The sequence below is a fragment of the Pseudomonas sp. GW823-FHT02C02 genome, assembly GCF_058797635.1.
Genome location: NZ_JBXAJV010000025.1, coordinates 70,968 through 88,963, shown reverse-complemented (window position 1 = coordinate 88,963; position 17,996 = coordinate 70,968). Strand labels below are relative to the sequence as shown.

21 protein-coding genes are annotated in these 17,996 nt (G+C 57.3%); 13 read left to right on the top strand and 8 right to left on the bottom strand.

The features are described from left to right. Nucleotides 1-202: 202 nt before the first annotated feature. Entirely contained in the window at nt 203-1,783 is a 1,581-nt protein-coding gene (locus tag AC1ROI_RS31435) for a DNA cytosine methyltransferase (protein ID WP_102594198.1), read from the bottom strand. Nucleotides 1,784-1,810: 27 nt separating this feature from the next. Between AC1ROI_RS31435 and AC1ROI_RS31430 the strand changes: the two genes are divergently transcribed. The 3 genes from AC1ROI_RS31430 (at nt 1,811) to AC1ROI_RS31420 (ending at nt 4,379) form a co-directional block, all read left to right on the top strand. Continuing rightward, on the top strand, nt 1,811-2,224 hold the full coding sequence (locus tag AC1ROI_RS31430) for a very short patch repair endonuclease (protein ID WP_102594199.1): 414 nt from the start codon (nt 1,811-1,813) through the stop codon (nt 2,222-2,224). 362 nt (nt 2,225-2,586) lie between these two features. After that, complete coding sequence (locus tag AC1ROI_RS31425; protein WP_102594200.1) at nt 2,587-3,096, top strand: BRO-N domain-containing protein; 510 nt, start codon at nt 2,587-2,589, stop codon at nt 3,094-3,096. Nucleotides 3,097-3,389: 293 nt separating this feature from the next. Continuing rightward, complete coding sequence (locus AC1ROI_RS31420; RefSeq protein WP_102594201.1) at nt 3,390-4,379, top strand: hypothetical protein; 990 nt, start codon at nt 3,390-3,392, stop codon at nt 4,377-4,379. Between the two features lie 6 nt (nt 4,380-4,385). Here AC1ROI_RS31420 and AC1ROI_RS31415 read toward each other — a convergent pair whose 3' ends face one another. Further along, nucleotides 4,386-5,201 (bottom strand): sulfite exporter TauE/SafE family protein, encoded by an 816-nt coding sequence (locus AC1ROI_RS31415; protein WP_102594202.1) that lies wholly within the window; start codon nt 5,199-5,201, stop codon nt 4,386-4,388. 112 nt (nt 5,202-5,313) lie between these two features. Between AC1ROI_RS31415 and AC1ROI_RS31410 the strand changes: the two genes are divergently transcribed. The 3 genes from AC1ROI_RS31410 (at nt 5,314) to AC1ROI_RS31400 (ending at nt 6,776) form a co-directional block, all read left to right on the top strand. Further along, nucleotides 5,314-6,081 (top strand): AraC family transcriptional regulator, encoded by a 768-nt coding sequence (locus tag AC1ROI_RS31410; protein WP_102594203.1) that lies wholly within the window; start codon nt 5,314-5,316, stop codon nt 6,079-6,081. Between the two features lie 93 nt (nt 6,082-6,174). Beyond that, entirely contained in the window at nt 6,175-6,492 is a 318-nt protein-coding gene (locus AC1ROI_RS31405; protein ID WP_010457271.1) for a helix-turn-helix domain-containing protein, read from the top strand. Between the two features lie 11 nt (nt 6,493-6,503). Continuing rightward, entirely contained in the window at nt 6,504-6,776 is a 273-nt protein-coding gene (locus AC1ROI_RS31400) for a helix-turn-helix domain-containing protein (RefSeq protein ID WP_010457272.1), read from the top strand. 101 nt (nt 6,777-6,877) lie between these two features. Here the strand turns inward: AC1ROI_RS31400 and AC1ROI_RS31395 are convergent, their stop codons facing one another. Both AC1ROI_RS31395 and AC1ROI_RS31390 read right to left on the bottom strand, forming a co-directional pair. Further along, on the bottom strand, nt 6,878-8,407 hold the full coding sequence (locus AC1ROI_RS31395) for an amidase family protein (RefSeq protein WP_102594204.1): 1,530 nt from the start codon (nt 8,405-8,407) through the stop codon (nt 6,878-6,880). 113 nt (nt 8,408-8,520) lie between these two features. Further along, complete coding sequence (locus tag AC1ROI_RS31390) at nt 8,521-9,597, bottom strand: MBL fold metallo-hydrolase (RefSeq protein ID WP_083375918.1); 1,077 nt, start codon at nt 9,595-9,597, stop codon at nt 8,521-8,523. 213 nt (nt 9,598-9,810) lie between these two features. On the opposite strand from AC1ROI_RS31390, the gene AC1ROI_RS31385 reads away from it, so the two are divergent. Beyond that, complete coding sequence (locus tag AC1ROI_RS31385; protein ID WP_010457275.1) at nt 9,811-10,419, top strand: TetR/AcrR family transcriptional regulator; 609 nt, start codon at nt 9,811-9,813, stop codon at nt 10,417-10,419. Between the two features lie 139 nt (nt 10,420-10,558). Then, the gene (locus tag AC1ROI_RS31380) at nt 10,559-11,095 is read left to right on the top strand and encodes a DUF1003 domain-containing protein (RefSeq protein WP_102594205.1); all 537 of its coding nucleotides are present in this window, start codon (nt 10,559-10,561) and stop codon (nt 11,093-11,095) included. A 7-nt stretch (nt 11,096-11,102) separates the two neighbouring features. Here the strand turns inward: AC1ROI_RS31380 and AC1ROI_RS31375 are convergent, their stop codons facing one another. Beyond that, nucleotides 11,103-12,044: a LysR family transcriptional regulator gene (locus AC1ROI_RS31375; protein WP_081853992.1), complete on the bottom strand. Its 942-nt coding sequence runs from the start codon at nt 12,042-12,044 to the stop codon at nt 11,103-11,105. Between the two features lie 15 nt (nt 12,045-12,059). Here AC1ROI_RS31375 and AC1ROI_RS31370 point away from each other — a divergent pair, with 15 nt between their 5' ends. Together AC1ROI_RS31370 and AC1ROI_RS31365 are read left to right on the top strand one after the other, a co-directional pair. Continuing rightward, nucleotides 12,060-12,767: a CTP synthase C-terminal region-related (seleno)protein gene (locus AC1ROI_RS31370; RefSeq protein ID WP_102594206.1), complete on the top strand. Its 708-nt coding sequence runs from the start codon at nt 12,060-12,062 to the stop codon at nt 12,765-12,767. After that, the gene (locus AC1ROI_RS31365) at nt 12,764-13,093 is read left to right on the top strand and encodes an antibiotic biosynthesis monooxygenase family protein (RefSeq protein ID WP_102594207.1); all 330 of its coding nucleotides are present in this window, start codon (nt 12,764-12,766) and stop codon (nt 13,091-13,093) included. Before AC1ROI_RS31370 ends, AC1ROI_RS31365 begins: the two co-directional genes overlap by 4 nt. A gap of 113 nt (nt 13,094-13,206) precedes the next feature. Here AC1ROI_RS31365 and AC1ROI_RS31360 read toward each other — a convergent pair whose 3' ends face one another. After that, a complete protein-coding gene (locus AC1ROI_RS31360) occupies nt 13,207-13,533 on the bottom strand; it encodes a DUF2025 family protein (RefSeq protein ID WP_010457284.1) in 327 nt (108 codons plus the stop codon). 235 nt (nt 13,534-13,768) lie between these two features. On the opposite strand from AC1ROI_RS31360, the gene AC1ROI_RS31355 reads away from it, so the two are divergent. From AC1ROI_RS31355 to AC1ROI_RS31345, 3 genes are all read left to right on the top strand, one after another. Continuing rightward, on the top strand, nt 13,769-14,896 hold the full coding sequence (locus AC1ROI_RS31355) for a glycerophosphodiester phosphodiesterase (protein WP_010457286.1): 1,128 nt from the start codon (nt 13,769-13,771) through the stop codon (nt 14,894-14,896). A gap of 155 nt (nt 14,897-15,051) precedes the next feature. Continuing rightward, a complete protein-coding gene (locus AC1ROI_RS31350) occupies nt 15,052-15,357 on the top strand; it encodes a PepSY domain-containing protein (protein ID WP_010457288.1) in 306 nt (101 codons plus the stop codon). Between the two features lie 137 nt (nt 15,358-15,494). Next, the gene (locus AC1ROI_RS31345) at nt 15,495-16,688 is read left to right on the top strand and encodes a GAF domain-containing sensor histidine kinase (RefSeq protein ID WP_102594208.1); all 1,194 of its coding nucleotides are present in this window, start codon (nt 15,495-15,497) and stop codon (nt 16,686-16,688) included. Here the strand turns inward: AC1ROI_RS31345 and AC1ROI_RS31340 are convergent. Both AC1ROI_RS31340 and AC1ROI_RS31335 read right to left on the bottom strand, forming a co-directional pair. After that, complete coding sequence (locus AC1ROI_RS31340) at nt 16,685-17,014, bottom strand: hypothetical protein (RefSeq protein ID WP_083375911.1); 330 nt, start codon at nt 17,012-17,014, stop codon at nt 16,685-16,687. The two genes, AC1ROI_RS31345 and AC1ROI_RS31340, sit on opposite strands and share 4 nt — an antisense overlap. Before the next feature lie 208 nt (nt 17,015-17,222). After that, complete coding sequence (locus AC1ROI_RS31335) at nt 17,223-17,831, bottom strand: methyl-accepting chemotaxis protein (protein WP_371857865.1); 609 nt, start codon at nt 17,829-17,831, stop codon at nt 17,223-17,225. Nucleotides 17,832-17,996: the final 165 nt, after the last annotated feature.

Below are 17,996 nucleotides of genomic sequence, written 5' to 3'. Positions count from 1 at the left end.
TCTAAAAAGCCCTATACCCGGATCTTCAGGAGCAGATAGACGCCCTTCAATGCCATGCCTTCGCCATCATTCTTTTCACAAAAATGTTTCCAACGCAAGTAAAGACAACCGACCACATGGAATTCTCATGAAATCAAACAAAAAAAGGCCTCGCGTTTTGAGAATAACGCGAGGCCAACCGGGACGACTAGCTGCGGTCGTTCTATGCACTCCTTATGATCGACTCAACGATCTTTGCAATTTTTCCCGCAAGTAATGGTGGTACAGCATTACCGACTTGATGATATTGTTGCGTACGGTTACCTAGAAAAAAATAATTATCTGGAAATGTTTGGATACGTGCAGCTTCACGCACAGTTAAACTTCTGCACTGATTTGGATCATAATGAATAAAATAATGACCATCCTTGGATATATGACTAGTTATGGTTGAAGCAACTTGGCCCTTTAATTGAACCCTAAATCTATCGCTAAATTTTCCCGTTTCCCAGTTCTTATGATCTGGGGCCAAGCCCGCTAAAGCAAACTCTTGATGCCCCTTCGGGGAAGTTAAATGCGCATCACCGAATACAGCCGCGTATACATATCGCCGAAGGTCGGAAGTCATATGGCCGCGCGCCTCGTGATTAAGCCATACACCGAGTCGCTCATCTGATAACCAACTATCAAGATCCGGTATGTCGACCCTGCCTGAGCAGCTATTGCTTTTTCTTATTCGAAGTCCGCCATTGTTTAGTCTGCCACCGGAAAATGAATCTCGAAAAATCTTTAATTTCATTTCTAGTTTAGGATCCTTCTTTCCTGAAGAGACCAAATCAGATCGAAGCTCATCAAGGTGTCCGATAACTTGGCTGCACCACGCATCAGGACTGTCCTGCCCTCTTGACAACGTGCTCCGAAGTGGCGGTAGCGTACCGATCATCTGCTCCACAGTAGGGCCCTTGGACGGCTTCAGCTTGTGTTCATGCAGACCTTTAATATAACGCTCAGATACTCCAACTAATATCACTCGATGCCTACTTTGTGGCACACCGTAATTTTCAGCACGAATTACAAAATTGTTGAGATCTAACTTAAGTGGGTCATCACCACTCTCATATACATCATCTGTCACCAACGAGCATATTCTATATTTGTTTTCAGATTCGGCTAATCCTCCCAAGGCAAGGTCGGGATCAGCGAGGTCTTTTAGAATCTGCGGGAAAATTTGTTCTCCTCCAACTTTTGACGACAAAATCCCCTTAACATTTTCCATTACAAAAACGGCTGGTTTTTTACTTTGAATTATCCTTAAGTACTCTCTATATAGAAAGTGTCGGTGATCATCTTCGGCTTTGTATTCCAGATTCCCTTTGTTTCTCGCTCTTCCGACAATTGAATAAGCTTGGCAAGGAGGTCCGCCTATTAGAACCCACGGCTTAGTTGTATCCAGTCTTTCTTCAAGTATACGATCTAGTTCAGCATTCCCCTCGGGGCTCCCTAACTTGATCTGCCTCGCCTCTTTGTCAGCAATTTCCCACTCTTTCAAACTGCGTGACGTCCACGGGTGCTTGACTCCGGCGGTTTCGCAAAAATGGTAATAGTCGTCCAACGCAGCACGATTGTTTTTTTTCAGAGCGCGATAGAAAGCTCGAAGTCGTAAAGTGGATCGAGCGAACGGATCCATTTCTGCGGAGACCAATACTTCAAAGCTTTTCCCCTCATTCAGGGAGGAAAAACCTTCACCAAGCCCTCCTGGCCCAGCGAAGAGATCAACGACCTGTAAAGGTTGATCAAAATTCATATGCTAATTCTGCCAAAGGTAAACTGAGTGGATATCGTAGATAGCGCAACCAGATCGAGGATGATGGCTGCCATTCGTGGAAAAAACACTGGCCCCGAAATTGTGGTCCGGAGATACCTGCATGCCCTCGGCTATCGATTTCGTATACATCGAAAAGACCTACCTGGAAAACCGGACATTGTAATGCCGAAGCTTCGTACCTGTATATTTGTCCATGGATGCTTTTGGCACCGTCATCCAGACTGCAGATACGCTTATGCACCGAAAAGCAGGCTCGATTTTTGGTTGCCAAAATTCGCTAAAACCGTTGAAAGAGATCTGGCAGCTCAGAATGCCCTCCATGAACTCGGATGGAACGTGGTGATCATCTGGGAGTGTGAAACAAAAAAAATCGAATTATTGCGCCAGAAAATCAACGAGGCCCTCGCTGCAAGCTCTTAGGCATAAACGTCACGAGGGTTGACCGCCCGGCATTGACCCCCTAGGCTCTCAATTCGGCGCCTAAGAAACGCCTCAACCAGAGCGGTCATCCGCACCCGAGAGTCAGCGGCTTTTTTTCGCCTGCGGTTTTGCTACGCCTGCGAGAAAATCCCCGTTATGTCGGGAGTGGGCGAATACAAGACCCGAAAGGGGAATATGTCCGGCCCGTCTCTGGTGGGTTTCTTAGCTCCCGACACCCATAACGAATGCCCTAAGAAAGCAGCCAGAGGTAAAGGAAATGCCTGACAGCCTGACCTTCATGATGAAGGTAAATCGCCGTACCCATACGTCCAATCGCGTGCTTCCGCTTCAGGAGGTTCGCCATGTCTGAACCGCTCGTTTCAACCCTTTTCACCCGTCATAACATCCACCTTCACGCCCTTCTCGTGGAAAACCAGGCATGGTTCTGCGCTCATGACCTCGGACGATTGATGGGCAAGTACCTTGATGAACGCATGTCTCGCAAGCTTGATGCAGACCAGCGACAGATGATGCTCGTGAATGCTCACGGCACTGCTGAAGAGCGGCTGATGATCAGCGAGTCAGGCGTCTACGCACTGCTGGTTTATCACTATTGCCCGGAGTATCGGCTGTTGAGGGAATGGCTGACGCATCAGGTGATTCCGGCGCTACGTGATGCTCGTCCATCACGAGCAGTTGAACGGCCAACGTTGAGCGTGCTGGACTGGCCGAAGATGTCGCTCTGCATGCTGCACTGGCAGGATGAACCGTGGATTCGGTTGCGGGACATGCCTTGTGTGTTGGCAGATGATCCGTTCAATCATCGCGGGTCCTGGTGGCGGAAGGTGTCACGCGTTTTGCGCGGGTTCTGATCGCCTATCGCAGTGAAGTGAATATCCGCTGCTTGAGTTTTGGGCAGCGGATGCGGTTGATGTCTCATGTTCAATTTTTTGGGGCCGCTCCGCGACCCAACGGGGATAAATCCCCCCACCACAAATTGGTGCCTGGCTTGGTTGCTGTAGTGATGTTGAGAATCGCGAGCAGGCTCACTCCTACAAGATTTGGTGTGTAGCCGCAAATTTTGCGCTGTGTTGAAAACAGTCAGTGCAACCCGCCCCGCCTCCCGCTATTAATACCCTTCCCCACTCAAGGACCCGAGCCCGCCATGAAATTCGACCTCGCCTACTGCCTCAGCCTCGACGACAAGTTGTCGATCTATGACGTGCGCGATTTGAATTTCGACGAAACCATGGATTTCGATTCCGCCAAAGAACACTTCCAATGCCCCAATGACGCCTGTCGTTTGGCCTTCGATGCGGTGAATGTACTGACGACGTTCAACGCCAAAAACGTGAATTACGTTCGCACCCCGCACTTCAAGAACACGCCCAGCACCCGGCATGTGGCGGATTGTCCTTATGTCAGTCTCAAGGCGTCGGCGTCAGGTGTGGACGCGGACGGCGCGGAAACGGATGACAGTCGCGAGGAGCATTTCCCGTCGGAGTTGTTGCTGACTCGGCGTGAGTATGTGCGTAAGCCATCGAACCCGGCGGTGGCGGCGGATGTGGTGCGGGACGATCCGACGCCAACCACTGAGGCTAGCAACACAGAACACCCAAGCCGTGAATCGGCACCGGACAAGACCAGTGTCTTCGCCCATCCGGTGGAGTGTTTTGTGTCGAACTTCGAGGACAAGGACCTGCTCAAGCGCATGCCGCTGAAGATTGGCGAGCACACTGCGCCTTATGGGTCGTTCTTCAAGAAGATCGAATACCTGACGGATAACAAGGGGCTGATTTACTGGGGCAAGATCAAGGAGATCAAGGATTACACGCAGAGCTTTCGCATCGATTTCGAGCAGAAGGTCTGGTTCAAGCAGGCGGACGAGGCGAAGAAGAAGCCGTATTCAGTCAACGTTTACCTGAGCAAGAAGTTGATCGAGAACTACCGCAAGCGCAAAGCGTTTCTCGAAGAGATCAAGCATGCCATCGACAGTGAAGCGGAGTTGTATTGCTTCTTTTATGGCGTGACGCCGGAGTTGAAGCAGGTGCCGAGCAAGAAAAACCCCGAGCAGACGTTCGGGGTGTTCAGTGCGAATATCGAGAACCTGGATCACTTCATTGTTCGTGAAGCGCCGGGGCTGGAAGCGAAGTAATAGCGCTCAACTCAGGCACATACTGACCATCACCAACACCAGCAACCCCACATAGACCCGCGCATGCACCCGATCCGGAATCCGCCCGATCCAAGGCGTGGCCAACCGAATCCCGACCAACGATCCCATCGTCAACACTCCAAACGCCAGCAGATCCACATAGCCGATAAACCACGGCCCCAGATCAAACTCGGTGAACCCCGCCATCGCCATGTAAGTCAGCGTCCCGGCCAACGCCACCGGCAGGCTTAACGGATTAGCCATGGACGTCGCCTGACTCATGCTCAGCCCACAACGTCGCAACAACGGCACGGTCATGACGCTGCCGCCTACGCCGAGAAACGTCGCGATCGCGCCGATTCCTACGCCACCGCCAGACACTTCCGCCCTCCCCAATCGTCGTGGGATTGTGGTGTCGGACGCTGTCAGAAAACCACGTCGGAACAGGCAATCCACAATGGTCACGCCCAGGTACGCGATGAAGGCATAACGAATCACCTCACCACTCACCCACATCGCGGCGAGCGCTCCGAGGACTGCGCCCAGGCCGATGAACCCGCCCAGCGGCCACAGATAATGACGAATGAGATTACCGGCGCGACGGTGTTTGCCGGTGGCGATCAGTGCGTTGACGATCATCACGCAGGTCGAAGTCGCCACGGCAATGTGCATTGCCGATTGGCTGACGGGGTCATCGGCACCATGGCTAGCCATGAGCATGCGATAAAGCAATGGCACCACAACGAAGCCGCCGCCGAAACCAAACAACACTGCAGTGACGCCAGTCATGCACCCGAAAAAGGCCAGCAGGAGATAAAACATTGCGCGTCGTCCGTTGGTTGAGAGCGGTCGACGATAGAGCGATGAGCCTTGGCCTGCTTCAGCAAGTCAGCCAATAATGTTCGCGTTTACGCCAACTGTTGGAAGACGCTCAATGCGCAATGTTTCGATTAATCTGCTGGATGACACACCGCGCTCGGTGGTGGCGGTCGGTACGGATTATTCCCACGGTCATGTGTTGCCCCGTCATACGCATCGGCGGGCACAACTGCTGTACGGCGCGACGGGGGTGATGCAGGTCAGTACGCACGATGGCAATTGGGTGGTGCCGCCGCAGCGGGCGGTGTGGATTCCGGCGGGGGTGGCGCATGAGGTGCTGATGCTGGGGGTGAGCACGCGCAGTTTGTACATCGAACCTGATGCGGTTGATTTGGGGGAACGTTGCCAGGTGATCAGTGTGTCGCCGTTGATGCGGCACTTGTTGATGGAGGCGGTGGAGATCCCGCTGGTGTACGACGAGGCCGGGCGCGATGGCGCGCTGATCGGCTTGCTGTTGCATGAACTGGCGCGCAGTGCTCACTTGCCGTTGCACATTCCGTTACCGGTCGATGCGCGGTTGCTGGGGTTGTGCCAAGGCTTTTTGCAGCGGCCCGACGCGCATCAATCGCCGCAGCAGTGGGCCGATCATTTGCACATCAGCTTGCGCACGTTCAATCGGCTGTTCCGTCAGCAGACTGGGCTGAGTTTCAGCCAATGGCGCCAGCGGGCCTGCGTGGTGCTGGCCCTGGCGCGGTTGGCGGCGGGGACGCCGGTGACGCGGATTGCGCTGGATTTCGGTTATGACAGCCCGGCGGCATTCTCGACCATGTTTCGCCGCGTATTGGGGCAGGCACCGTCCGTCTGGATGGAGGGGGCGACATAGAAAAAATCAAAAAATGAGTTTGATCCGGGCGCAAAACAACTGTACAAAACAACAGTACTTTTTGGATTAGCACTCTCGAGCCCGGAGAACACCATGGCCTCTCTTGCGATGAAAATCACCCTGGAACGTATCGCCCTTTTCCAATTCACCCCGGCCCACTGTGCCCAGGCCCGAGCGATGCTGGGTTGGAGCGTGGAAGAGCTCTCGGAGGAATCCGGTGTCTCCGTGGACGCCATTGTGCGATTCGAGGCCGAACGCGATGTGCTGGATGTCACCCGGTTGGCGTTGGCGTATCGGTTTGAATCGGAAGGCCTGGTGTTCTTCCCCGGATTTGCGCCGGGTCGGGGGATGAATGTGAGAGGGTCGACGCCTGATCCGGTGGGTCGGGCGGACTACGCGATGGTTGAGTGAGGAGTCAGCAGATGAATGGAATCGATGAATGCGACAGGCTTGGTCATCCGTCTTCGGGTGCTGCCGATGCGGGGGAAATGAGGGCCAAGGCCGAATACCTGATGAAGATCGGCATGCTGCTCGACACCGGTCAGTTGGGCAAGCTGGAAGCGGCGCAGAGGCTTGGACTGTCAGCGGGGGAAATGGATGAAATTCTCGACGGGAATGTTTGCGACCTGACGGTGGCGAAGATCGCGGGCCGCTCCATGGCGAGCGGCCCGACGGCAGAAGATCAGGCGTTCTGAGGCGTGACTGGATCGCCCTTTCAGGAAGGCTCATGGCTTTCCTCGCAGGTGGAGCAGTCACGGCCTTTAACGCCCACCATCACCTGCCTTGGTCTTGGACCTTACTGCTCCCGAAACGCCGGATTCTGACGCTCTAACGACGCTTGTTCATAGCTGTAAGCCAGCGCCAGCAGTTGGGGTTCACTCCAGCGCTGGCCGAAAAAGAACACAGACGTTGGCAGTTCATCGCTGTTCATGCCCGACGGGACGGTAATGGCTGGGTAGCCAGCGACTGCGGCACTGAATTGCGAGTAGCCATCGGCATCGGCGAACATCGCATCCAGATCATGTTCAGCCATTTGCTCATCAATGGCAGCCTTGAAGCTGGCACTGAGCACGCCGAACATCTCGGTTGCCTGCGCGTGGGTCATGTCCAGTTGGTTGATGTCGTTCAGCATTTGCTGCCCGTAACCTTCGGCACCCGGATTCAGCTCGTTGAAATCGATCAACTGTTGAAGCGTCTGAATCGGCAACCCTGAGCGGCTGGCCAGGTACTCGGGCAGTTCATGTTTCATGCCTGCCATGAGGGTGTTGAAGTAGCCATCGATATCCGGCAGTCGGACGCTCAACGGCACCAGGGTAGCGCCTTGCTCTTCCAGTGTGGCCAATGCCATCAGGAATTCAAAACCGGGTCGAAGCACAGTGCCGTTGGTGCCGACGTATTCGGTCGGATAACCGATTCTTTTGCCTTGCAGTGCATCCGTGTTGAGCAGCGCGGTGTAGTCAACGCCCACTGGTGCATCGCTGGTGACAGGGTCACGGGCGTCAACGCCTTGCAGGGCGTTGAACATCAGCGCGGCGTCACGAACGGTGCGCGTCAGGGTACCCGGCGTATCTTGCAGACGGGTAATGGGAATGATGCCCGATCGGCTGAACAGACCCAGCGTAGGCTTGACGCCCACCACGCCATTGGCCGAAGCAGGGCACGCGATGGAACCGTTGGTTTCGGTCCCCATGGCCAACGGTGCGAAACCGGCGGCAACACCGGCGGCTGAACCCGAGCTGGAACCACAGATTTCGCCATTTAACACGTGGGGGTTTTTACCCTGGCCACCTCGGCCACTCCAACCGTGGGGCAAGCCCATTTCCCGGACGTAAGCCCATTCGCTCATGTTGGTTTTGCCGAGAATGACGGCACCTGCGTCACGCAGCTGTTGGACCACAAACGCGTCGTTCGCAGCAGGCTGACCGACCATGGCCAACGAACCCGCGCTCGTTTGCATCTGATCCGCCGTGTCGATGTTGTCCTTGAGCAGAACAGGAATGCCGTGCAGCGGACCACGCACTTTTCCGTCCTGACGCTCCTGGTCCAAAGCGGTGGCAATGTCGATGGCCTGTGGGTTGAGCTCGATAATCGCGTTGATCGTCGGCCCTTGCTTGTCCAGCGTGTGGATGCGCGCCTGCAAATACTCCACCAGTGTGACTGAGGTGAGTTCGTTGCGCGCCATCCGCTCGGTAAGCTCGCTGACGCTCGCATATTCGAGCGACTGGGCAGTGACGGAGGCGTTGCTGTCTGCGAATGCAGGTCCGGTGACCGATAGCAGAATGATCTGCGCCAGTGCCGTCATGCGGCTTTTTAAAACGTCCTTCATTTACAGCATCCTTGATATGGCTAATCGCGGGTGAGTCATTTCACCCGCCGCACAGCCTACCGAAACCGTAGGAAACGGCTGTCAGTCACAAGGAGCTGTCAATGTAGGAAACATCATCCAGACTTGTAGCCGCTACAAGCCAAACGCCCTTCTTCCTTCACTGTACTTTCCATTTCCGACCACCATGCGGCCCCTCGCTGTGGGTACATGACGTTGAACGCTTCGCCCATTTGCGGCGTGGTGATCGACACATTGCGTTCCCAGGCCAAGGCGAGGATCCGGTCGAAGGGCTCGAACCAGGCGTGCATCGACAAATCGAAAGTGCCGTTGTGGATGGGCAGTAACCAGCGGCCCTTGAGGTCGATGTGCGCTTGCAGGGTTTCTTCCGGCTGCATGTGAATGTGCGGCCACTCGACGTTGTAGGCGCCGGTTTCCATGAGGGTCAGGTCAAACGGGCCGTGCTGTTCACCGATGCGTTTGAAGCCATCGAAATAACCGCTGTCGCCGCTGAAGAAGATCCGCGTGTCGCCATCGATCATCACCCACGAGGCCCAGAGCGTGCTGTTGCCATCGAACAGGCCGCGCCCGGAAAAGTGCTGCGACGGTGTGGCGATGAACTGGATGCCATCGACTTCCGTGCCCTGCCACCAATCGAGTTGGCGCACTTTGCTGGCATCGACGCCCCACTTGACCAGGGTGTCGCCGACGCCCAGTGGCGTCAGGAAGTAGTTGGCCTTGTCCGCCAGTGTGAGCACCGTTTGATAATCGAGGTGGTCGTAGTGGTCGTGCGACAGGATCACCGCCTCTATCGGCGGCAAGTCATCGAGGCTGATCGGTGGCTGGTGGAAACGCTTGGGGCCGGCCCATTGCACGGGTGAAGCGCGCTCGGCGAAGACCGGGTCGGTGATCCAGAATTTGTCCCGCAGTTTCAGCAGTACGGTGGAGTGGCCGAGGCGATAGACGCTGTGGTTGGGCGCGGCGATCAATGCTGCGTGGCTCAGGGCTTGCACCGGGACGGGTGCAGTTGGGCGAGTGTCGCGCGGTTTGTTGAAAATCATGTTCCACATGATGCGCAGCATTTTTCGCACGCCTTCACGTTGCACAGGCACATGATTCTGGAACAGCCCTTGTGCCTGACGGGAAGCTTCGGGTGTGGAGGCATTGTCCGCAGGGGAAATTGAGTCGGCCATGTCTGAGTAACTCCAGAAAAACCGCAAAGCGCGGATTTCACGGTGGGACGATAATTGGCCAAAGCACGCACGCATCAGCCGGAGATTCTAGTATTCACTGCACAGGATTAACGAAACATTACACTGCACAGTGTAGTTTCTAGGTTGCATCAAAGCGGATCACAAGTAAACTGCCGAGTGTAATTCTTCTCTGCCGACTGCCGAAGCGTACTTATGACAGCTCCACAGCGCCTCACCGACCGAAAACGCGAAGCCATCATCCAGGCGGCGATTGCCGAATTCCGTGCCAACGGTTTCGACATCACCAGCATGGACAAGATCGCCGCCACCGCTGGGGTGTCGAAGCGCACGGTGTACAACCACTTCCCCAGCAAGGAAGAATTGTTCGCCGAAATCCTCAATCAACTGTGGGCGCGGGTGACCGCCGAACAGGAAACGTCCTACCGCCCTGACCTGCCCCTGCGCGAGCAAATGCGCCTGATGTTGCAGGCGAAATTGCAGATGCTGGGCGATGAAAACTTTCTCGACCTGGCGCGGGTGGCGATCGCCGCCACCATCCATTCTCCCGAGCGCGCGCAGAACATGGTGGCCCGGATGGGCGAGCGTGAAGAAGGCCTGACTGTGTGGATCCGCGCCGCCCAGGCGGACGGTCGGTTGAAGCCGGTCGCCCCCGAATTTGCCGCGCAGCAGATCCAGGGGATGCTTAAATCCTTTGCGTTCTGGCCGCAGATTTCCATGGGGCTGCCCCCGCTGTCAGATGAGATGCAACGCACCGTAGTGGAGTCAGCACTGGACATGTTCCTGGCCTGTTATCAGCGCTGAATCGAGCTGCCATAAATGACAATCTCTGCCGAAACACCGATCACAGGGCGCGCGGAATAAAACGCGGCAATGTGTTTCAAAATGAAAATGGCGCTGGGGCTATAGTGAACGTCAGTCCCAGCGCCACGCAGAGATCATCATGACCACGCCGACCCACGAAACCAAACCCGCCGCTGCCGTCGACCATCTGCGCTTTCACCGCCCCCATGCTCACTTGGAGCCAACGTTCGGCAACGACAAGTTCGCCCTGCGCGCCGAGGCCTTTGCACGGTTCTTCGGCACGCCGACTTTCCTGGGCGCCCAGACGCTGATCGTGGCGATCTGGATATGCCTTAACGTCTCTGGCGTGACCCAGTTCGACGTTTATCCGTTCATCCTGCTCAACCTGGCGTTCAGCCTGCAGGCGGCGTATGCCGCTCCCCTGATCCTGTTGGCCCAGACCCGTCAGGCTGCGCGGGACAAAGCCCAGACCGATGCCGATGCCCTGCACCGCGAATCCATCGCCGTGGCCAACAGCGAACGCCAGGCACAAGCGGCGCAGAACACCGCGCAACTGCTCGAACTGCTTGAACTGAACACCCGGCTTACGGAAATGACCAAGAACCTGACCGAACGCATTGAAAGCCTGACCTCGGAAATGCATCAGCATTTAGTGAATGATCATCCGAAGAATTAGCACCCGGTCACGGCAGTCGAAGCGCCCGCCCCAGCTCATCGAACAACGTCACCACCGAGCGCAACGCGCGGCAGTCCGGACGGGTCAGCAACCAGAGCGCGGTGTCGTAACCGTGCAGCGGACCAGTCAGTGGTTGCAGTTCATCACCGATCAAAAAGTCCGGTAACGCCGCAACGCCCAGCCCGGCACGCACCAACTCGGTCACCGACAGCATGCTGTTGCAGCGATAACCAGGCGTGACGCCGGGCAGTTGCTGGCGCCGCCATGCCACGGTGGGGTGGTCGGGAAGGAAGTCATCCGGCGCGATCCAGGTCAGCGAGGCCAGGTCTTCAGGATCGACTGATTTCAGGTACGCCGTACTGGCACAGACCCGATAGGAAATATCCGCCAGACGTCGACCAACCAGATGCTCGGGCGGTGCGCGAGTCAGGCGCAAGGCGATATCGGCATCCCGACGGCTGAGGTTGGCGAAGTCGTTGGAGGTGCTCAGTTCGAGGGTCAGCGCCGGGTAGGACGGCATGAACTGCGCCAGCGCCGGCAGCAGCAAACCTTGCAGGACAGAATCGGTGCAGGTCAGCCGCACCGTGCCGCTGATGACTTCACCGCCCTGCTCCACGCCAATGCGCGCCGCGTCCAGCGCTTGTTCCGCGCGCTCGGCTTGCTCGGCCAGGGTCTGGGCGAGTGTGGTCGGCAGGTAACCGGCGCGGCTTTTTTCGAACAGTTGCTGGCCCAGCGCGGCTTCCAGTCGGCGAACCGCGCGAAACACCGTCGACACGTCGACCTTCAATAACGCCGATGCCCGGGCCAGAGAGCCGCCGCGCACCAAGGCGAGGATCAGCGCCAGGTCTGGATAGTCGAGTCGATAGTGCGTCGCTGCATTGATCACTTGGGATAACGCCAATATTGAATGCGTGAGCGCCAATCTATAGTGGGTGCCAGGAATCAACAAGCGTCGAGATCACTCATGGAAAACACCGCCCTGCGCATCGCCCTGATCGGTGACTACGACCCACAGGTCACCGCCCACCAAGCCATTCCCGGGGCGCTCGGCATGGCTGCCGAACACCTGAACGTGGATGTGCAATTTCAGTGGCTGGCCACCGATCACCTAAACGCCGCCACCCCGTTACACCACTTCGACGGCTTCTGGTGCGTGCCCGCCAGCCCTTACCGCGACATGGACGGCGCGTTGCGGGCGATCCGTTTTGCCCGTGAGCAGCAGCGACCGTTCCTCGGCACCTGCGGCGGTTTTCAACACGCGGTGCTTGAGTTCGCTCGGAACGTATTGGGTTGGGAAGACGCCGAGCACGGCGAAACCCATCCCGGTGCAGCACGCGCATTACTCACGCCGCTGACCTGCTCATTGGTGGAAGCAACGGACAGCATTCGCCTGGTTGAAGGCTCGTTGATCGCCAACGTGTACGAAAGCGCCGAGATCGTTGAGGGATATCGCTGCCGCTATGGCGTGAACCCGGCGTTCGAGCGTGAGTTATTGAGCCAACAGTTGTGCGCCGTTGGCCATGACTCGACCGGCGACCTGCGGGCGGTGGAGCTCCAGGGTCATCCGTTTTTCGTCGCCACCCTGTTCCAGCCCGAACGCGCCGCGCTCAACGGCACGCTACCGCCGCTGGCCCGGGCGTTGGTCGAAGCCTGCAAAAGGCAACAGCCATGATGGCCGATACGCCATCAGCGCCGTACTACGCGGTGATTTTTACCTCGCTGCGCACCGACGGTGATCAAGGCTACGCCGAGGCCGCCGAACGCATGCTGGAACTGGCCCGTGAGCAGCCGGGGTTTCTCGTTGTTGAGTCGGCTCGGGGTGAGGATGGGTTGGGGATTACGGTGTCGTACTGGGCCAGCGAGGCGGCGATTCTGGCGTGGAAACATCATCCTGAGCACAGTGCGATCCGTGAGCGGGGGCGGTCGACGTGGTATTCGGCGTGTCATACGCGGGTGTGCAAGGTTGAGCGGGCGTATGGGTTCAAGGCCGTAAAATGATGCGGTGTTCTTCTGGCCGCCTTCGCGGGCAAGCCTCGCGCCTACAGGTTGTCGGTGCCCTCTGTAGGAGCGAGGCTTGCCCGCGAAGAGGCCAGTCCAGACACAGTAAAACTTCAGCCCCGAACCAGACTCCGTACCGCCGAAATCTCCGGCACTTCCCGCCGATTCATGTACACCCGCAACGGCTCGGTCACATTGATCCGGTCATCAATATTCTGATCCAGCAACAATTGAATCAACTCACGCTTGAGCGTCATGGCCTGCCCCGGCCCCGGCGCCCAGACAAATTCACTGGTGGGAATGATCCCGTCATCCGCCACGTCCATACCAAACGAGTCTTCGCTGAAACGCACAATGTAGTGGCCAGTTTTGCGATTGAGGCCAACGAAGCCTTTGAGTTGGTCGGCGGCCTGGCAGATAAGCTCGGAAGTGATGCGCATATAAACCTCACAAAAGGTCGTTAACGACCGGTGAACGATGGTTTACACGCAAGGACAGGCATTCGGATTTCCCTCTGCCGGGGAAACGCCGGGGCCAAGAGTACTGCAAAGAAGCGCACAAAAGCGCTGAAAAAATCTGCTTTAAACACGTTTATGTCGGTCTGGCGATAGCGCTGGCGGCGCTCAGTTGTTAAAAGAGACGTCTTTGAAAATTCAACGCGAAAGGACCTCGACCATGCCTGTTACCTTCACCAAAAGCGCCCTGCTGCTGAGCATGCTGCTGGGCTTCGGCCAGGCACAGGCCGCCAACGAGCCCAGCCCGACTGCACTGGCCACCCGTTTGGGCATCCCGCACCCGGCGGTGATCGCCCACCGCGGCGCATCCTACGATGCACCGGAATCCACGGCGGCGTCTTACAGACTGGCCCGTGATCTGGGCGCCGATTACCTGGAACTGGACCTCCAACGCAGCAAGGACGGCGTGCTGTTCGCCCTGCACGACAACAACCTGCAACGCACCACCGACGTTGCCACCAAATTCCCCGATCGCAAGGACAGCCCGGCCAACGCGTTCACCCTCGCCGAACTGAAAACCCTGGATGCCGGCAGCTGGTTCAACGCCGCGTACCCGGATCGCGCACGTCCGTCCTTCGTCGGCCTGAAGATCCTGACCCTCGACGAAATCATCGACATCGCCCAGGGCAATCCGCTGCACAAGCCCGGCCTGTACATCGAAACCAAAGAACCAAAGCAATTCCCCGGCCTCGAACGCGACCTCAAGGACAAATTGCAGGATCGCGGCTGGCTGAGCCCGGCCGGTTCCAAACTGGCGAAAAGCAATCTGGCGGTCGGCCAGGGCAAGGGCAAGGTCGTGCTGCAAACCTTCGAGAAGAGCAGCCTCGAACTGCTTGAGAAGGAAATGCCGCAAGTGCCGAAGATCCTGCTGCTGTGGGTCGGCGAAGGCAGTATCGAGCCTAAGTCCAAAGTGACGTTTGCCGAGTCCGGCGACAAGGACAAGGCCACCTACTACGCCAAACAGGAACCGAAAGACAAAGCCGAATTCCAGCAATGGGTCGAGTACGCCAAGGCCCAGGGTGCGATCGGCACCGGTCCTTCGGCCGCGTTGACCAAGGGTGGCGATCAGAGCTATTCGGACCTGGTGAAACCGTGGATGAACCAGTACACCCACGATCAAGGCCTGCTGGTGCACGTCTACACCATCGACGAAGCGGTTGATTACCAGAAAGTCATGGACGCCGGCGTCGATGGCATCTTCACCAACCGCGCCAGTGAATTGCTGAAGTTCTACAAGCGCCCGGCGGCCGGGACGGTGGCGCAGTTGCTGCAGAACAACGGGTACTGATCGCTAGCTGACACGACACCGCGTCGTCTTCTTCGCGGGCAAGCCGACTTGCTCGCGAAATCTTCCAAACGACATGGTGATTGGAATTAAGGGTGAATTAAGTTGCCACAGTTAATCTGGACTCACTTAAACAGATCACCCCAAGGAATGAACCCATGAAAACCCTGACTGCCCTGTTCACCGCTGCTGCCCTGACCCTCACCGCTGGCCTGGCTCAGGCTGACGTTCGTGTCGACCAGATCCCTGAGCTGGTCAAGAGCGGCAAGATCAAGCCACTGGAAGAAATGAACCAGGCGGCACTGAAACTGCACCCAGGCGCGACCATCACCGACACGGATCTGGACAACCACTTCAACAACTACGAGTACGAAGTGGAACTGAAAACCGCTGACGGCAAAGAATTCGACGTGGACTTCGATGCCACCACCGGCAAAGTCCTGAGCGACAAACAAGACACCTGATACCCGTATAAAACAAAGCCGCACGATCTTCGGATCGTGCGGCTTTTTTGCATGCCGGATTCGCATAATCAACACGCGCCAACTCGGCGGTAGCCCGCTAGAATCCCTCAACGGTGATTATTTAGAGATGGATTGAGATGGGGCAAACAGCGGCAGCAGACATCGCCACGATCGGCCGGATCAGCGCGGTGCCGGCGATTCTCCAGGTGATCCGTGAATTGACGGGGCTGCGCTTCGCTGCGGTGGCGCGTGTCACTGAAGACTCATGGACCGCTTGCGCCGTACTCGATCAGCTGGACTTCGGCTTGCAGGTCGGCGGCGAGCTGGAGGTGGTCACCACCTTGTGCCACGAAATTCGCCAGGCGCATCAGTCGGTGGTGATCGACAAGGCCAGTGAAGACCCGCTTTACCGCGATCACCACACGCCTCGCCTTTATCAATTCGAAAGCTATATTTCGGTGCCGATCTTTCGCCCCGACGGACGCTTTTTCGGCACCATCTGCGCCCTTGATCCCAATCCTGCATCGCTCAAATCCAGCACGATCCAGAGCACCATGGAATCCTTTGCGCGAATGCTGGCGTTGCAGATCGAGGCGGAAGAGAACCTGCAAAAAACCGAAGCGGCATTGATGGCGGAACGCAAAAACACCGCGTTGCGCGAACAGTTCATCGCCGTGCTCGGCCATGACCTGCGCAACCCGTTGTTCGCGATCAGCGCCGGCGCCGAAATGCTCTTGCGCAAGCTTCCCGACCCGGCGAATCAGCAACGGGCCCGGCACATTCTGACCAGTGCCCGGCGCGCGACCCGACTGGTCGATGATGTGCTGGATTTCGCTCGTGGTTCGTTGGGCAGTGGCATTCCGGTGAACATCGCACCGTGCCCGGACCTGGGCGACGCCTTGCGGCACGTGATTTCAGAAGTCCAGAACATCTATCCCCAACGCACCCTTCACATGTCCATTGGCGAGCTGCACGGTATTCAGTGCGATCGCGAGCGGGTCGCGCAATTGCTTTCCAATCTGGTGGCGAACGCCGTTGCCCACGGCGACCCCGAGGGCTCGGTAGACGTGAGCGCGCAGATCCACGACGGGCAGTTCGTGCTGAGCGTGACGAATCAGGGGCTCATCGCCGAGGACGCGTTGCCCCATCTGTTTCGCCCCTACGCGCGACCGGCCCGCGGAACACCGCAGACCGGTCTCGGGTTGGGGTTGTACATCGCCAGTCAGATTGCGCAGTCCCATGGTGGAAAGCTGGAAGTGCGCTCGACAACGAAGGAAGGCACGCAGTTTGTTTTCAGCTTTCCGGTGCAGACAGTTCCGGGAAAAGCTTAAGTCGCAGCAATGACGTTGAAGTTAGAAACGGGCGATACAGCGACATTTCCAGAGTCGTCGGCTAGCGTGTAATTCGCCTTCACGGGACCAAGCTTAATGAACTGTTTTTCAATGTAAAAGTGCACACCTGCCACCTCTTCAACCACCGTGATTGTATGCGTGAACACCGACACGTCATTCCAGATCACTTCAAGCTTGTCCCCTTTTTTGTAGTTCTGGTTGCCTTCGACTAGCGCCCGCAAACCATTTTCGCCTACCGGTTCGGTGAGTTCGCCATCGTCAACCCCTTCTACTTTCAAACGACTTAATTGCAGATCCATAGACATAAAAACGCTCCTTGTGAATACAGCAGCGCCACTGCGCTGATAGCGCTATCAAACGCTCGTGCACGGCAATCGTCTACTGTCAGAACTAACAGGTGCTCCGTAAAACCGAACCAAAATGCCAGGCGCCCGACCAGCGGCATAACCCTTATGGATCCGAGAGCGACGGGCGTACCGACTCGGTAACCGACCTGATACGCCGCCGTTTCCGTTACGCGCTCAGACGCGCCGTCACTTCATTCAACTGCCCCGACAACCCATGCAAATGACGGCCGGCCGCTTCGGTGCGCTGCACGTTGTCCAGGTTGGTGCTGGCGATGCTGGTGATTTCAGTGAGGTTGCGTGAAATGTCCTCGGCCACCGAGGTCTGTTCTTCGGCGGCGGTGGCGATCTGGCGGTTCATGTCGCGGATGGCTTCCACGGCATGGGTGATCCGCTCCAGCATGGCGCCGGCCTGGGTCACTTGCTCGACGCTTTCCTCACTGCGCGACTGGCCGCTTTCAATCGCCTGAGCCGCGTCCACCGCACCGGTTTGCACGGTTTGAATGATCTGGTTGATCTCGATGATCGATGCCGCCGTGCGCTGGGCCAGGCTGCGCACTTCATCGGCCACCACCGCAAAACCGCGTCCGGCTTCACCGGCACGGGCCGCTTCGATGGCCGCGTTGAGCGCCAGCAGGTTGGTTTGTTCGGCGATACCGCGAATCACTTCGAGCACCTTGCCGATGCGTCCGCTGTCCGTTTCCAGTTGGCGGATGACCGTGGCGGTGTTGGCGATTTCGCCGCGCATCCGGGTGATGGTGTGAATGGTGCCCTGCATGACTTTTTCGCCGTGCTGGGCGGACTGGTCGGCATCGTCGGCGGCGCGTGCGGCATCGGCGGCGTGACGGGCGACTTCCTGTGCGGTGGCCGACATTTCGTTCATCGCCGTGGCCACCTGATCGGTGCGGTTGAACTGCTCATTGGTGCCGCTGGTCATGAGGCT